The 14758-nt window shown below is 59.6% G+C and carries 13 protein-coding genes and 1 pseudogene; 4 read left to right on the forward strand and 10 right to left on the reverse strand.

All coding sequences use genetic code 11. The features are described 5' to 3' along the window. Positions 1 to 49: 49 nt before the first annotated feature. From HUG12_RS00585 to HUG12_RS00595, 3 genes are all read right to left on the reverse strand, one after another. Positions 50 to 1033: an asparaginase gene (locus tag HUG12_RS00585; protein ID WP_179266917.1), complete on the reverse strand. Its 984-nt coding sequence runs from the start codon at positions 1031 to 1033 to the stop codon at positions 50 to 52. A 100-nt stretch (positions 1034 to 1133) separates the two neighbouring features. After that, entirely contained in the window at positions 1134 to 1490 is a 357-nt protein-coding gene (locus HUG12_RS00590) for a VOC family protein (protein ID WP_179266918.1), read from the reverse strand. Between the two features lie 68 nt (positions 1491 to 1558). Then, positions 1559 to 2977, reverse strand: coding sequence for a UbiD family decarboxylase (locus HUG12_RS00595; RefSeq protein ID WP_179266919.1), 1419 nt, complete (start codon positions 2975 to 2977; stop codon positions 1559 to 1561). Between the two features lie 227 nt (positions 2978 to 3204). Between HUG12_RS00595 and HUG12_RS00600 the strand changes: the two genes are divergently transcribed. Both HUG12_RS00600 and rdfA read left to right on the forward strand, forming a co-directional pair. Beyond that, positions 3205 to 4365: an XdhC family protein gene (locus HUG12_RS00600; protein ID WP_179266920.1), complete on the forward strand. Its 1161-nt coding sequence runs from the start codon at positions 3205 to 3207 to the stop codon at positions 4363 to 4365. A 256-nt stretch (positions 4366 to 4621) separates the two neighbouring features. After that, positions 4622 to 5254 carry a rod-determining factor RdfA gene (rdfA, locus tag HUG12_RS00605; RefSeq protein WP_179266921.1) on the forward strand — a complete coding sequence of 211 codons (633 nt, stop codon included), beginning with the start codon at positions 4622 to 4624 and terminating at the stop codon, positions 5252 to 5254. 214 nt (positions 5255 to 5468) lie between these two features. Here the strand turns inward: rdfA and HUG12_RS00610 are convergent. After that, positions 5469 to 6101: pseudogene (locus tag HUG12_RS00610) on the reverse strand (IS6 family transposase); the annotation flags it as partial. Between the two features lie 123 nt (positions 6102 to 6224). Continuing rightward, a complete protein-coding gene (locus tag HUG12_RS00615) occupies positions 6225 to 7160 on the reverse strand; it encodes a transcription initiation factor IIB (RefSeq protein ID WP_179266922.1) in 936 nt (311 codons plus the stop codon). A 377-nt stretch (positions 7161 to 7537) separates the two neighbouring features. Between HUG12_RS00615 and HUG12_RS00620 the strand changes: the two genes are divergently transcribed. Further along, positions 7538 to 8263: a hypothetical protein gene (locus tag HUG12_RS00620; RefSeq protein WP_179266923.1), complete on the forward strand. Its 726-nt coding sequence runs from the start codon at positions 7538 to 7540 to the stop codon at positions 8261 to 8263. A gap of 112 nt (positions 8264 to 8375) precedes the next feature. On the opposite strand, the gene HUG12_RS00625 is transcribed toward HUG12_RS00620, so the two are convergent. Continuing rightward, a complete protein-coding gene (locus HUG12_RS00625) occupies positions 8376 to 8885 on the reverse strand; it encodes an SWIM zinc finger family protein (protein ID WP_179266924.1) in 510 nt (169 codons plus the stop codon). Between the two features lie 263 nt (positions 8886 to 9148). Here HUG12_RS00625 and HUG12_RS00630 point away from each other — a divergent pair, with 263 nt between their 5' ends. Next, a complete protein-coding gene (locus HUG12_RS00630; protein ID WP_179266925.1) occupies positions 9149 to 9367 on the forward strand; it encodes a hypothetical protein in 219 nt (72 codons plus the stop codon). 69 nt (positions 9368 to 9436) lie between these two features. On the opposite strand, the gene HUG12_RS00635 is transcribed toward HUG12_RS00630, so the two are convergent. From HUG12_RS00635 to HUG12_RS00650, 4 genes are all read right to left on the reverse strand, one after another. Then, positions 9437 to 10531 carry an outer membrane protein assembly factor BamB family protein gene (locus HUG12_RS00635; RefSeq protein WP_179266926.1) on the reverse strand — a complete coding sequence of 365 codons (1095 nt, stop codon included), beginning with the start codon at positions 10529 to 10531 and terminating at the stop codon, positions 9437 to 9439. Between the two features lie 673 nt (positions 10532 to 11204). After that, complete coding sequence (locus tag HUG12_RS00640; protein ID WP_179266927.1) at positions 11205 to 13421, reverse strand: type B DNA-directed DNA polymerase; 2217 nt, start codon at positions 13419 to 13421, stop codon at positions 11205 to 11207. Further along, positions 13408 to 13683: a hypothetical protein gene (locus tag HUG12_RS00645; RefSeq protein WP_179266928.1), complete on the reverse strand. Its 276-nt coding sequence runs from the start codon at positions 13681 to 13683 to the stop codon at positions 13408 to 13410. The genes HUG12_RS00640 and HUG12_RS00645 overlap by 14 nt, the downstream gene beginning before the upstream one ends. Then, complete coding sequence (locus HUG12_RS00650) at positions 13684 to 14388, reverse strand: P-loop NTPase family protein (RefSeq protein ID WP_179266929.1); 705 nt, start codon at positions 14386 to 14388, stop codon at positions 13684 to 13686. Positions 14389 to 14758: the final 370 nt, after the last annotated feature.

The following is a 14758-nucleotide window of genomic DNA, read 5'->3' on the forward strand; positions in this document are numbered from 1 at the left end:
AGATTACAAAAGGATTCGGTCTACCGGTCGTGAGAGTGCAGTCCGCGCATCAGAAGGTATCAAAGAACTTCTGGATTCGCTCCGGGTCGTTGGTCCGGACAAGGGCCAGCGTCAGGAGAGTCCGCGCCTTCGACGGGACGAGCGTGTCGCCCCAGACAAATCGATCATCGTCGTGGTACGTGCTCGCGGGCCACCCCTGCGTGCCGCGGTGGCTGACGACGACGGACACGTCGGCGTCTCTAGCCCGCTCCAGAGCCTCGCGCTGGTCGGGGCGGCCGTCGCGTTTGCTCGCCGAGCCCGTCGGATAAGCGGCGAGGACGAGCCCGTCCGCGCCAGCGTCGACCGCGGCTTCTACCGACGAACCGTCGTCGTCGACGGCCGAGTAGATTACCTTGACGGTTGGGAACGCCTTGGCGTCGTCCGGAGGCACGAACGGCGGCTCCTTGGTGTGGACCCGGTCGAGACGCCGGTAGAACTCGACGCGACCGTACTTATCGACCAGGCCAACCGGGCCGAAGTCGCCCGACTCCCACGCGTCGGGTCGCCCACTTACGACTTTCGCCACGTCGCGGGCCGCATGGATCTGGTCGTTCACGACGACGAGGACGCCGCGGCCGGCTGCTGCGGGCGAACTCACTGTCCTGACGGCGTCGATCAGATTGCGGTTACCGTCATTACCGGACATCCCAAAGTTGCGCTGTGCCGCAGTGAGCGCGATCGGCACGACCGTTCCGGTAGTGAGCTCCAGGAAATATGCCGTCTCGCTGGCGGTGTTCGATCCCAGCGTGACGACGATTCCGTCCGGTGAATGGTCCTTAAGGATGCGTCGGATCTCGTCGCGCAGAGCGAGCCAGTCCCCGTAATCGAGAGCGCTGGAAGCTTTACTTCTGACATTCGTCACCGTCACGTCGGCGATATCGTCAAGTTCAGAGACCGATCCGACTAGTTCCTCCCCCGAGATATACCCGGGCTTCTCCGGGGGATTAGCGATCGTCCCACCCATCGCGAGTAGGTGGACTGACGAATGCGACATGGTGGACATCTCCCTACCACCGAAGAAAATCTTGCGGCGCTCGCGACCATACACTGACTGGTTTCGCAAAGAGAACGGATATCGTAAGTTCGGCTGCCGGTCACTGCGGTCGCGAGGCCTCGATGACGTAGCCGTCCGGATCTCGGAGCATGCAGAGGTAGCGGTCCCAGTCTGTCATCCGAGGTTCCGTGAGGGCCTCGCCCGCATCATGGTCGCTCGCGCGCTCGTGGACCGCGTCGATGTCGTCAACGGCCACGACTACGATGATGCCACGACCCCGGTCGTCGCCCGGCGACTCCATGCCGAACGCCTCGAGCGCCGCCTCGTCGTGATCGCGCTCGATCTTGAGCGTGCATTCGCCGGTGTCGAAGGCGATGCTGTTTTCACTCTCATCTGCGGCCTCAAGACCCAGAACCTTTGTGTAAAACTCCCGGGACCGCTTGAGGTCAGTCGTCATCAAGTACGTCTGGTGGAGGCGCGGTGCCATAGCAGCGTTGGGGACCGCGAGTCCCCTAAAGTTCACGCTCAGATCTCGTCGAGGTTCCACTCCTCAAGTACGCGTTCACGTAGTTCATCGTCAGCGCGGTTGACTGTCGGGAACAAGTCCCGTTCCTCGTAGGGGCGGCAGGCATTCATCACCATGCGAGAGCTCTTGGCTTCGCCCTCGTCGGACACCGGGTCTAACGGGCTAGTGTACAGGTCCCGGATCACGTCGATCTCCTCGACATTACACCGGGTACACAACGCCCAGAGGACATCTTCGGTGTCCGTGACATTGACATCATCGTCAACTACGATCGTGTACCGGCCGCCGTAGACGCCGTTGGGAACCGTAGCGGCCGCCGTTGCGACCTGTTTGGCATGACCGGGATACTGCTGTTCGATCGAGATCGTAAGGAACTGCGGGCGCTCGAACACATGAGACCAGACACCGGTGATCCCGCTGATACCGGCGTTCTCGAGTTGATTCCAGACACCGCCAGCGGTCCGGATTGGGACTTCGTAGTAGCCCCCTGGGGGCTTGAGCGGCGGGATGCCTAGCAGGATTGGGTCATCCCGATGGGTAATCGTCTCGATCTCGAGGACTGGCTGATTTTCGGACGCAGGCGTCGCATAGCCAGGCCACTCGCCGAAGGGGCCGTCAGAGCAGTTGCGCTCCGAGAGCGGCGGGACTGTCCCCTCCAAAACAATCTCGGCGGTCGCCGGGACTGGGAGGCCTGTGTACTCGCTCTCAACGACCGGGACCGGTTCACCCCGCATCCACCCCGCGAGTTCGTACTCGCTTTCTTGGCGCCCAGCGGTCATCGAGGAGGCGAACCAGGTATGGGGATCTTCGCCCAGTACTATCGCTACCGGACACGGCTTACCCCGCTCGTGGTACTTCTCCATGGTGATCCGGCCGTCCTTGCCGGGGAGGAACAGAACGGAGACGCTCTCATCATCGAGGATGACGCTACGATATACGCCGAGGTTGACCCAGCCAGTGTCGGGGTCCTCCGTGATCACGGTGCAGCCGGTCCCGATGTACCGGCCGCCGTCATGTGCATGCCACCTCGGCGCTGGAATAGCCGTCACGTCGACGTCTGCACCCATGTGAACGTTCTCCCGAATCGGCGCTCCGTCTGCGCCGACTTCGGTCGGCGAGACGCCCTCGTAGTCGTTGCTCTCGGTGCGCCACGTATCGATCACTTCCAGCGGCCCTAGCGAGGGTTCCATGTTCAGCCCTAGCTTCGTCCGCGCGATTGTTCCGAACGGATTGGTTAGCACGCGAAAGCCCGACGAATAGTCGACGATATCGTCGAACAGCAGCGCCGGACCGTCCTCGCGCTCGGCCACGACTTCGGTGACTGCGCCAAGTTCAAGGTTCCAGTCAACCCCGTCCAGTCGGGCGAGTTCACCCTCGTCATCGACCATCTCGACAAACTCACGGAGATCGGAAAGCATTACATTGGCATCCTTCGTAGAGCATCTTAGTGATTTCGGGGACGACATCCTTCCCGCCGTTTACGCAGGAACTCCCCGAACCAAGGTCGGGCATTGAGAGTACTAGTACCTGCATCCGCAAGTCTGCTATGAACGAATACGGTTTCCACCGATGATGGGCATTGGGCTCCCACCCAATCGGCCCCTAAGAGAAACCAATTAACTAATCCGAGCACATAGACCCCAGTATGGACACTCCCGACGAATCTGACCCATGGAGTATCTCCAAGCCGGCCCTCTATAGAGAACTACAACGCTCTCAACAGAACGATGAAACAATTGTGCTCGCAACAATCGTTAATGTCGAGGGGTCCGCTTATCGTCGGCCGGGAGCAAAGATGCTTATTTCCGCTGATAACGAAAGTCTGGGTGCAGTCACAGCGGGTTGCCTCGAGGAGCCAGTAGTGGACTTGGCATCAACAGTCCGAGAGGAAGAGCGTCCTCAGGTAGAGACGTTTGACCTTATGGACGACGAATGGGGACTGGGCCTCGGGTGTAACGGTATCATTGACATTCTGTTGGAACCGGTCGATGCTTCGATCGAACCAGTTCTTGCAGCACTACATGACCGCAGACCAGTCACGGTGGTTACTGCGGTCCGTTCAGACAACCCCGCGGTTTCGATCGGAGCCCGGACAGTTATCTCCACAAACGGTGATGTTTCGAACTCACATGACCGCAGTCAGCTCCCGAAGAGCGTGGTTGACGCGGTGAAGACAACCGCCGAAACGATTCAGAACAGCGGCAAGGCTACTATATGTGACATCTCGACCTCGGGTGGGGACGTTCAAGTGTTCATTGATAGTATCGAGCCATCCCCTCGACTACTTCTGTTTGGGAACCAAAATGACGTTCATCCTGTGTCACGATTCGGGCGACAGGTTGGTTTCGAGGTTATTGTCGCCTCTGCTCGCGGGTCCCGTTCGTCGAGTAGCGACTTTCCGTGTGCTCACGAAGTATATGCGACTCATCCGACGGACATTCACGAGTTAACCGATGAACGGACCTACGTCGTGTTGATGTCGCATAACCTCCTCGATGATCAGCTTGCCCTCGAATCCCTTCAGTTTGCACCCGACGTCCCCTACATTGGGCTTATGGGACCGCAAGAACGGTTCGAGCAGATATGCGATAAATTGGCTAAGGATGGAACAGCATTTACAGCGGATCAATTAGAGCGAGTGTCGACACCGGTAGGACTTGATCTTGGAGGTGGTGAACCTATGCAGATCGCCCTAAGTATCGTAAGTGAAGTGCTTGCGATTCACAATGAACGAACTGGAGGCCGTTTAAAAGATAAGAAAGGCCCAATACACGATAGAGTTTCCATTGGTACAGACGGATCATGATCTGAGTTGTGTTCCAAGAGGAATATTACGCGAGGCAATGGATCCGAAGTAGGATGAACTGTCTTCTATGTTATTGGACTATATATAAATATTAATATATCAAACACACACAATAGCACCGACTCTAACAGTTACCTCCGAGTTTGTACTGCCTCTAATTATTCGATAATAAGGAGAATTATTACTCTAAGTAGCTCTTTGTCATCGCTGAATCATAGACTTAAGGTTGGCCAGTCCGTTACTCTCGAGTAATCATATGCCATCGGATGATGATGGGGCGTCCAACGAAACGTCCATAACGAAGGTTGGTCGTCTCCTCTCCGAATACGGCCTCGGGAATGAGTATGGCGCACAACTTGAGGCCGCATGGACGACCGAAGGGGAGAAACGAAAGAGTCTCCGAGACTTAGCGGAGGAGTTCAATAGGCAGCTCGTCACGGTGGCGATGAGAGATGCAGGAATATCGACACTAGATGGGGAAGTCGAGAATATGTTTCGGCTATTGACCGATGACAACGTGTCAGCCGGTACACGTATAAAGGTTCGTAATCGGCTTGAGCGCAGTGGTGTCAATGTAGATAAGCTCGAACGAGATTTCGTCACTTACCAAGCGATCCGATCGTATCTCCAAAACGAACGTGACGCCAAGTACGAGGGTGTGAGCGACGAAGACCGTCTCGAACGGACCATTGAGAGCATCGAACGGCTGCAGACACGGCTCAGCTCCGTCAGCGAAAGCAATCTGAATCAACTACGCAAGACAGATCGAATCACCCTGAATGAATACCATCTGTTTGTGAGTGTCGACGTGCTGTGTGAGCACTGTAACTCACAATACACCATAGTCGAACTCCTTAATCGCGGCGGCTGTGACTGCAACGGAACGTAGAACTCGCGTGAGCGTCATCTTCTTCGAGCGACGGTGACCATACCTCTTAGAAATCTCCACTACTCCCCTCTGACGCGTTGAAAACGTGTATTTCGAGCAGGCCATTATCTTGCGTATCTCACGCTAGACGAGGATCATTCAAGGGAGTGCCTTGTATGCTAGGTCCAACAACGACATAAGATGGTTGGAGGTGCCGTTGTTCTGGGTATGGCCAGATTAGCTGATTCCATGCGAAGGCGACTGCTTGCAGCCAATTTCCGGCGGTGGTCGGTTCGATGTGGCTAAAACAATTTGAGAGCTGATGATTTTGTCGTTTTACTTTTCGGAAGACACGTTCGACACTGATCCGATTCCCATGGGTTTCGTGTCGGAATCGGAGCCTATACCGGTGACAGGTCGTCTGCATCCACGGCGCTCCGTCGACGAGAAAGGTCACGTCGTCGACGTGATGTTTTTCACGGAGTTCAGCAAGGAACATCTCGGTAAGCGCCTGTGTTCTCGTCGAATAGAGCCGCTCATGCAGCAAGCGGTTTGTTGCGGGATCGACGGCGGCGTACAGCCAGTATCGCTCGTCGTTGAGCTGGATCACGGTCTCGTCGACCGCAACGTGATCCGGATTTGTACCCTCGACTGGCTGTAGGTCAGCCTTCTGCACCCAGTTGTGAACGGTCGAACGACAGCGATCGACACCAAACGTATCGAGATTGGAGATTGTATCCGAAAGTGATAGTACAGCCAAATGGAGTTGGATACCGAGCTTCATCGCAGGCTCGGGTGTCGCCGCTCGCTCCAGAAAATCTAACTCGAAGCAGTCGCTACCACCGTCGAGGCGGGCTGTTTCGAGCATTGACCACTCACAAATCGTCCCGCCTCGCTCTTCATCCTTATCTGAACACCGCCCACTGGGAGATTAGTCGTTGATCTAAGTTGTACGAACGTCTCGTAGAAATCCCACCTTTCCGACTGTGAATCAGGCCGGATCAGCCAACCCATCGAGTTCACGAACCCGTTTCCGAATCGTGAGCGTAGTAACGCCTGCTTCATCCGCGAGTTCCTGTTGTGTGATCGAGCACCCTGCTGCCTGCCCGGCAGAATACACGCACGCTGCAGCGACACCGTTCGGATTCCGACCGTTCGCGATGCCTTCATCCACCGTGATACGTGCGAACCCCTGCGCGCGATGCTCGACTGCACTGGACGCGCCAACCACAGATGCGAGTCGCGGCACGAGTTCAGGCGGGTGGCGTGGCGCCGCTTCGAGCCCGAGTTCCTCGTTGAGGACGCGGTAGCCCAGTTTCACCTTCGATTCGCCACACCGAGCGACGTCAGCGATCTCGGCCAGCGTTCGGGTGACGCCGTCACAGCGGCAGGCCGCATACAGACAGCCCGCTGCAATCGTCTCGATCGATCGGCCGCGAATCAGATCCGCCTGCATCGCCTCGCGGTAGATCGCTGCCGCCCGCTCGGCCACCGTCTTCGGTAGGTCGAGCGCGCCGGTCATCCGATTGAGTTCACCGCAAGCGTGGGCAAGATTTCGCTCGGCCTTCGATCCGAACCGCGCGCGGTTGTGTTCGCGACGCATACGTCCGACCTGCGCCTTCTTTCGATTCGAGAGGTCCCTGTCCGGATCGTTCATGCCGAAGCCAATCTCGGTCGAGAGCCCGCGGTCGTGTCTCGCTTCCGTTAACGGTGCACCCGTTCGCTTGGGAGCGGTGTCGTCATTGTCGAACGAGCGCCACTCCGGTCCGTGGTCGATCCGCTGCTCGGTGATGACGAGTCCGCAGTCGGTACAGCGACGCTCGCCGGCGTCTGCGATCACCGAGCCGTCGCACTCAGGACAGGTCGCGAAGAGGTGATTATCGGTCTGTTCGTCGAAGCCGGTGTCGTAGACGTCTCTCAGTGACATCGTCGATCATGCGAGGCACCTCTCGACTGCCCCGCACCCGTCGGGGGCCAACAAAACTCGCTGTGGTCGGTCCGCACCAAGACGTGAACGCGTCTACTCGGCATGCTGTTCCACGACAGCCGATTCGCTCACCTGTGACCGATTTGCGAGCATACATATAGGACGTCGAACGAGTCTCGGCTGAAATGGATCTACATCGTGACTGCCATCGGTTCGGTGGGGGGCTTGTCCTTCTGCTGGTTCTCGTCGTACTCACTGGCTGTCTTGGGACTGCTGGACCTGGCTCGAGCGTACCGGATTCGACCGCGACATCGGAGGTCGAATCTCCCACGTCGACACCGACAGCGACACAGACGGCTGCAGATCCTACTCAACCGGTGACCGTCGAACGTCCGTTCGCACCAGAAACGGTACCCGAACGGCTGAACGCCACAACGGACTGGGACCACCATAAGGAAACCCACCGGACGCTCGTTCGGAACGGGAGCGGTGCCTCGTTCGTCTACTCGGAGGCGACCCGTGACGGGCCGATCACCGCACCAACGTCGTACGACCTATCCCTGAAATTCGCCCAGACGACGGACGTAGCGTCCGGGACGATGTTGCGGAAGAACTCGTACGGGTCCGACAGCCCCATCGAGACCATCGAGTACTACAACGAACCCAGCACCCTCCATGCGCATGCCATCCACCACGCTGGCGGGAAGACGTACGAGGACATCGAACACGTCCCGGTGGAGGAGGAGTCCTCGGCCGAACTCGCGACCGCAACCGATCGGTGGGCGTGGGACGGTCGTACCGTGTTCGATGCTATCGACGACGTGACCTGGGAGTACGTCACCCACGAGACGCGGAGTGACGGACAGCAGGTTTCGATCTACGAGGCGACGAGCATACGCGATGACCGCGACGTCGTCGAGGGTCAACTGCAGATTACCGATACTGGTGTCGTTGTGGCCGCCAGCATCGTGACGTCGGATCCACAAGCGGAACGGCTCTCTCGAACGGAGTTCTCGCTCACGCTCGGTCCCCAAGACATCCCCGAACCGGAGTGGACGGAGCGAGCAGAAGGTCGTCACGTGATCGATTTGGACGACAGGTAAAGCTGGTATAGAGAGGCCAAGAGCTGGCAGATAGGAAACAAGGGACGGTCACACGAGGAGCGACGGGGGAGTTACAGAGTGTGCGATCACCGACACGCCCCATCCGTGACCGCTACGGGTCGGGCACGGAGCGGCGACCTGCGAGAACGCAGTTCCAGCAGGGAAAGTCATTGGTCAGGCTATCGCATTCGCAGGGGTGCTCCTCCTCGTCGGTGTCTTCGCTGGATTCGCCGTCTGTGTCGACGAGTTCGTCAGTGACGTCGACACGCTCCGGGGACTCCTTCTCCGCAAGGTACTGCTCCTTCGAGAGCGACCGGTCGGTCGTCCCGGAGCCGTCCGCGGCGAGTTGGGCATGCACTGCTGCCTCGAGGACCGGGTTTCTGATCGCGACTGCGACGCAGTGCTTACACGCCCCGTCGTATTTCTCGTCGGCCGGGCACTCACAGTGCATGGGAAGGCCGTCGGTTACGGTGACTTGGTACTCGTGGTTCTCGGGATCAGGGTGGCTGCCGTTGCGGACGAGCAATCCTTGGTCGAGAAGTTTGAATTCGAACGCCTCGTACTGGGCGCGTTTGAGGACGCGTGTCGATACATCTAGTTGGGCAAGTGGATGTGCTGGCATGTCGGGACTGCGAGGGCGATCGTGTCGCCCCGCACCCTTCGGGGGCGGAGAAACGCTATGCTCTACACTCGAATCATCAGGGTTCCCTCGTATTCTACTTCAAAAGCTGGTAGAACACACATCACGACGTCAACGGTGCCGAGACAAAGCGATTCTCGGAAGTGACTCCAGTACGGCTGACTGGTGTATGCAAAGTACAGGTGAGGAACTCAACGGCTAGAGAGTGAGTAGAATTATAGCCGCGTGCGTGTCTTCCTGAGACGATGCAACCGCTCATCATCGTCATGGGCGTGTTCCTGATAGTGGTTGGGGCAGTCTCTATCCGGTTTCCTCACCGTATGAGGAACTACGTGAGCTCACGTGAATGGCAAGAACACCCCGAGAGAGCCGAGCGAAAACAGGAACTCTACGCACGTGCCGTCGGCGTGTTTCTCATGTGTGGACTCGGCTTCATGCTCATTTTCATGGGACTAGTTTTGTAGCGCGGTGCCTTCCCAGACTTGCTTAGCGGCTGTTCCATGCCAAACCACGACGAATGGATCGAGATCTTGTTACGATGACTCGGTTGCACTAATCGCTCGGAGCCGCCCATCGGACGCCCCGATGAAGACGTATCCCCCGATGACTGCCGGTGATGATTTCACGTACGGACCATCTTCCCGATCGCTCTCGAACGCCACCCGCCAGGCGTTTTCACCGGCAGTGGTGACCGCTGAGACGCCATCTCGGCAGCCCACGTAGATTACCCCATCCGCAACAGCGGGCGACGAGCGAGTGTCGGTCTTGATCTCGGCCGTCCATCGTCGCTCACCTGTCGCCGCATCAAGCGCGTATAGCTGTCCTCGGGTCACGCCGGAACACTCCGGTTCACCGTCACCGCCTCCGCCGTAACAGACTCGCATGGACGACGCTGCCACGTAGACTGTGCCGTCAGCGACTGCAGGCGACGTTCGAAGACTGACGTCATCGATTCCCGCAGTCCATAGCGTCTCTCCACTCGACGCATCGAGTGCCCAGACCTGTGCGGGAATTTCGGACTCCCCATCGGTGGGCGCGCCATAGTAGACGACACCGTCGACGACGGCCGGCGACGAACCAGAATGGGTCGAAATGGATCGCGTCCAGACTTCGTCCCCGGTTTCCGCATCCACTGCGTACACAGCAGTCTCACCCAAGAAGTAGACCCGACCATCGGCGATGGCCGGTGACGAGTCGACGTTCTCCTTCTCGCCGAACTCGCGGTACTCCCACTGAGTCTCTCCTGTGTCCGCGTCCAGTGCGAGAAACTTGCAGGCCTCGAACTCCTCCTCGTCGTCGGGCCCACTCACGATCAGCGGGCCATCGCCGTTCGTCCCGACGTACACCGTGCCGTCAGCGATGACTGGCGACGATGAGCCGAACCGATGGCCGATCTCTCGGCTCCAGGCTTCCTCACCCGAGTCCGCATCGATCGCATAAAACCGCTTGCCCCACGTACCGACATAGAGCGTGCCGTCCACGAGCGCGGGCGACGACGACGCGTATCCCTCGGGTTCGAACTGCCATACTTGATCCCCAGTTTCGATATCGATCGCGTGGATCAGCCCCGGATCGCCGCTTCCCGGAACGTAGACGATTCCATCTCCGACGACGGGAGACGCGTTCATCGTCGGCGTTCCAGCATCGTATCGCCAAGCTAGCTCTGGGTCACCCGTGCCGGGACCAGCGACGGTCGAGACGTAGCCGGTGTTTCGGGGATTTGCACCGAACTGCGGCCAGGATCCATCGGGTGAGAGAGCAGTTTCAGAACTGTTCGCTTCGGACTGTGGTGTATCAGTGGGAGATTGAGTGGTATCTTCTGACGACGGTTCGCCAAGACATCCTGCAAACGCAGCCGCCGAGAGTCCGGCGGTTGTTTTGAGGAACCCGCGTCGTGGGGAGGGAGTTCGTGAGGGGGACATCGCGTGAGAGCTAGCACGGAATTCAGGAACTAATACATTTTCGAGGGACAAATACCTGCTTGAGCCACTGGAGAACGATCGAAAGTGAACACGGCGCTCTTGAGTGCGTCTGAGTTTGCAGACGCTTCTGAGTAGTGGATTCAGTCACTCGAAGTTGAAGCTAACTCGTATCGTATTTGGCGGTGGAGAGGCCAATTCAGATGGACGACTACTGCGACTGGCCCGATCTCGGAAGTGGGGAACCCGCTCCGTGAGAGATTCGGTGGATGAAGCCGGTTCGGGATACCCCTGTCATCCCCGGGGCATGCCCACCTCGTTGGTGAGTCGGTCGATATATAATGAAAACTGTTGGTCAAATAGCCACTTCACTCTGATCTCGTTAGTACGCCTGGATCGATGGCGTCTCACTCTCAGTAAGATATGACTTGATATCCGACTCACGGAACCCACTCGCTGAAAGGACACTCACCGCAGCACGGATACACTGCTCGCGGTACCACTCGGCATCGTAGTGGTCGACCTGCTCGTGAGCGAGTCGAACGCGCTCTGTCCCACGTCCGTCAGCATCGACGACGACGTACTCGACCTGTTGGCCAGGCGCGAGTGGCGTTCCCTGCCGTTTTATCCGCCGGAGCGCACAGACTGTGAGCGTCTCTTGGGAGTACTGTTCGACGTCCTTCGAGACCCGCTGTTGTACCTCGAGTTGCTCTACAGGGACGTCCTCTTCGGCAAGTTTGGTGAGCCATCTCTCTAAGACGCCAAGGACAGCGTCCACGTCGCGCGACCGGTCGAACGCCGCGATGAGATCACGCTGCACCTGCGCGACGAACGGCGGCGTGTCGTGCTGGCGGCACTCGATTCCCCGGAGCTTCACCGCTTCGCCCAGATCCACGGCCGGGGTGGCTGGAAGATCCTCGTCACGGCGCCGGCCAAAGTACTTCGTGAGCGCCCCGGCGTTCGATTCTCTCAGGGGGCAGAACGCCACCCAGTCGAATGCCGCCTCGTACTCCAGTTCGATCTGGGCCTCTCGTGAGACCTCGTCCGTGATCGCCTTGAGCGGGCGGCGGTCTTCATTGTCGACGTCAGCCGCCGGCGTCACCCAGATCGAGTCCACGATGCCGTGGAGCACGCGCCAGCCGCCCTCCTCCAGCGCTGCTTTCGCGTCGAGGAGGATCTCCCGAGCGTAGGCGTTGATCGTCTCGTGGCACTCGATCCGGCCGTATTTCGCGTTCGCGTGTCCCTGGTAGCCGAAACAGGAGACGAGAATCCACTTGATGGCCGAGGAGCGTTGCTCCAGCCGGGCCTGCTCTTCCGGATTATCGGTCGTCTTCATGGCCACCTTCATTGCATCGCGATCATCGATGAGCGGCCCGAGGATGTCGCCGAGGTAGCCCTTCTCTTTGCAGATAGTGTATCCGAGTCTGGGGACGACATCTCGTGCGTCGTCCTCGTCACAGCAGCCGCAGCGGACAGTTTCTGGAGACACGTTGTACCTCCGGATGATGTTGGGGTACATCGAGGCGAAGTCCAGCTCGTGGACGCCGACCTCGGGTGCGAGCGTCGCTCCCCCACGGTCGGCGTCGTCGAGCGTCGCCATCGACTTCGTGAACTCTGGGCGCCACGGGCGCCACGGGACAAGCACGCCACGCGAGCGGGCCTCGCGGATCTGCATCGCCGTGAGACAGCGCCCGATCGACGCCCACGAGAGTTCTTGCAGGGGGAGGCCGGCCCGTTTGACGAGATCGAGACACCCCGGCATCCCCCCTTGTGAGTAGAAGAACGTGTTCGACCGGTCGATGATCACCCGTCCTGGGAGGTGATACCGGGCGGGTGAGTGGCTGATCCGGCCATACGTCTGGTAGGTCGACGACCCGGCGAGGATGTCCCAGCCCGGACGTCGCCCCAGGTCGAACTCGTCTAGGCCGTAGGTCTCGGCGGCCTCGTAGAGCAGCGGTACGACCTCGGCGGTGTCCATGACGAACACGTCCGGGTCCGCCTCGTCGACGATCGCCTGGACGTGCTCGACGACTGCCCGTGGCCCACGCCCGACGCGCTCCCCGTCGACGCGGAGCTGTGGGAGCGCGTCGATCCCGCGCGCCGCCTCGTACACGGGGAAGCCCAATTCGAGCGTTCGAAGCTCACGAAAACTGGTGTCCGGAGCGGCCTCCGTCCCCGTTTCGAGGGCGTACCGGAACTGCCGGGAGAGGTCGACGTTGTAGCAGGTGACGCCGTCGGGGTGACCGTACTGCTGGGCGCGCTGTGCGACTGACTGGACGGCGTCGATCAAGTGGACGTCCACGCGGAGGAGCGGGCACTCCGGGGTTCGCCACGACTGGCGCCAGTGCTCGATGTCGACGGAGGCGACCGCCTCCTGCGGTGCGAGCCACTCACCGAGTTCGACGAGGTCCTCGCGCGGCGTCTCCTGGCCAGTGGTAACGGAGGGGTTCGGGCCACCCGAGCGCCCGTAGAGGTCCGAGACGGGATTGCCGAGATACAGCGTCGGTCGGTACTCCGGGTTCGCCACCGTCCGCACGCTGTCCTCGGTTAGCCGCCACTCGCGTACGCCGCCCTCCTCCAGATAGTCAACTGTCAGCATCCTCGGCGGATTCCTCGAGTGTCTCGACCCGGTCCTCTAATTCGTCGAGCCGGCGCTCCTGTTCGAGGTCGATCGAGACGATCATCGGGGCGAGACGGTCCTCGTGGTTGAGGATGCCCGCAGCGTCGGCGTGCTCGCGAACGTATTCGAACAGCCGGTCGAAGCGGGGCTGGTCCCGTCGCCGAAGCGTCCGTCGGAAGGACTGCCAGCGATCTTCGACCGATCGGATGAGATCTCTGTAGGTCGGGTTAGTCCTGCCCATTTACGACCTCCCTGGCCCTGAGGTCGCCGTTACGTGCCCCGTGGGTGTGACGGGCTCGACTGGCTCGCCGACCCGCTTCGCCCGATGCTCGAGGATCTTGCACCAGAACGTAATCGTCGTCTGGACCCAGCCGTCGCCCTCGGGATAGACGAGCGTCTCGTGGCCATCACCCTCGAACCGGGGACCGAATCGCGTGTCCGTACACTCGAGCGAGTGGTGTGCGGCGGTCGCGATGGGCTCGGAGAACTCGTCGACGGCCGTCCGAGTGAGCAGTACAGGGACGTCATGGGTCCGGGACACGCCTGCGAGCGTGGCGAGCCGGCGAACGAGGAGCCCCTCCGCCTGCCACTGAGGGATGTCGTCCGTCCGGTAGAACCCGTCGACGGCAGGGGCGACCACCAGCCTGGTTGAGTCGTCGACGAGCGTTGGGAGGCGGTCGAGCAGCGCTGCATGCTGCCACGGCGTGTGACCGCGAGCGACGTGAATTCGGTCCAAATAGCCCTGATGCGGGACGAGTTCCCAGAGGGTCGAACTCTGTGCGTGTCCGCGAGCGTCGATCCAGACTGCACTCCCATCGGTGCCCAGGAGTTCGTCGACGACGAGCGTGTGGAGCGGATCGAGGCCGAGTTCGGGGTCGACCTGGAGCAGCGTCACGCCTGTATCGAGCGTCGGGAGGTCGATTGATGGATGCCGTCTGGTGTGCATACGAGACAGTCCAGTCGGTGAACGCTTGTACGTCAGCCATGGACGGTCGGTGAAAGTGAACGTATCCAGACACCCCGGAGCCAATCTGAAGTTCCTGGTGAGGAACACGGCTCACGTCTTGTGAATTTCCATCCGAACTAGAGGGGGATGACGTGGCAGATGGTGAGAGTGAAAGTGGACGAGGTCTCGCACTGGCAGTGTCGTCATGAGTGGAGTCACGAGGTTCTTTGATTGCGTTAGATGGATGGTCAGCGAGGGAGAGTGAATCGCCCCGCACTCCTCAGAGGCTGATAAACCATACTTGAGATGAACCGGCCGGTCCAGGGTTCTTGGCACAATTGGATGCGGCGATCAGTGATGCGGTTTCCGA

The sequence above is a fragment of the Halorarum salinum genome (assembly GCF_013402875.1).
GTDB lineage: Archaea > Halobacteriota > Halobacteria > Halobacteriales > Haloferacaceae > Halorarum > Halorarum salinum.

Excerpts from the sequence above, each read along its gene's own strand:
- HUG12_RS00585 (WP_179266917.1), bottom strand. The coding sequence starts at position 1,033 with ATGTCGCATTCGTCAGTCCACCTACTCGCGATGGGTGGGACGATCGCT.
- HUG12_RS00590 (WP_179266918.1), bottom strand. The coding sequence starts at position 1,490 with ATGACGACTGACCTCAAGCGGTCCCGGGAGTTTTACACAAAGGTTCTG.
- HUG12_RS00595 (WP_179266919.1), bottom strand. The coding sequence starts at position 2,977 with ATGCTTTCCGATCTCCGTGAGTTTGTCGAGATGGTCGATGACGAGGGT.
- HUG12_RS00600 (WP_179266920.1), top strand. The coding sequence starts at position 3,205 with ATGGACACTCCCGACGAATCTGACCCATGGAGTATCTCCAAGCCGGCC.
- rdfA (WP_179266921.1), top strand. The coding sequence starts at position 4,622 with ATGCCATCGGATGATGATGGGGCGTCCAACGAAACGTCCATAACGAAG.
- HUG12_RS00615 (WP_179266922.1), bottom strand. The coding sequence starts at position 7,160 with ATGTCACTGAGAGACGTCTACGACACCGGCTTCGACGAACAGACCGAT.
- HUG12_RS00625 (WP_179266924.1), bottom strand. The coding sequence starts at position 8,885 with ATGCCAGCACATCCACTTGCCCAACTAGATGTATCGACACGCGTCCTC.
- HUG12_RS00630 (WP_179266925.1), top strand. The coding sequence starts at position 9,149 with ATGCAACCGCTCATCATCGTCATGGGCGTGTTCCTGATAGTGGTTGGG.
- HUG12_RS00635 (WP_179266926.1), bottom strand. The coding sequence starts at position 10,531 with ATGAACGCGTCTCCCGTCGTCGGAGATGGAATCGTCTACGTTCCGGGA.
- HUG12_RS00640 (WP_179266927.1), bottom strand. The coding sequence starts at position 13,421 with ATGCTGACAGTTGACTATCTGGAGGAGGGCGGCGTACGCGAGTGGCGG.
- HUG12_RS00645 (WP_179266928.1), bottom strand. The coding sequence starts at position 13,683 with ATGGGCAGGACTAACCCGACCTACAGAGATCTCATCCGATCGGTCGAA.
- HUG12_RS00650 (WP_179266929.1), bottom strand. The coding sequence starts at position 14,388 with ATGCACACCAGACGGCATCCATCAATCGACCTCCCGACGCTCGATACA.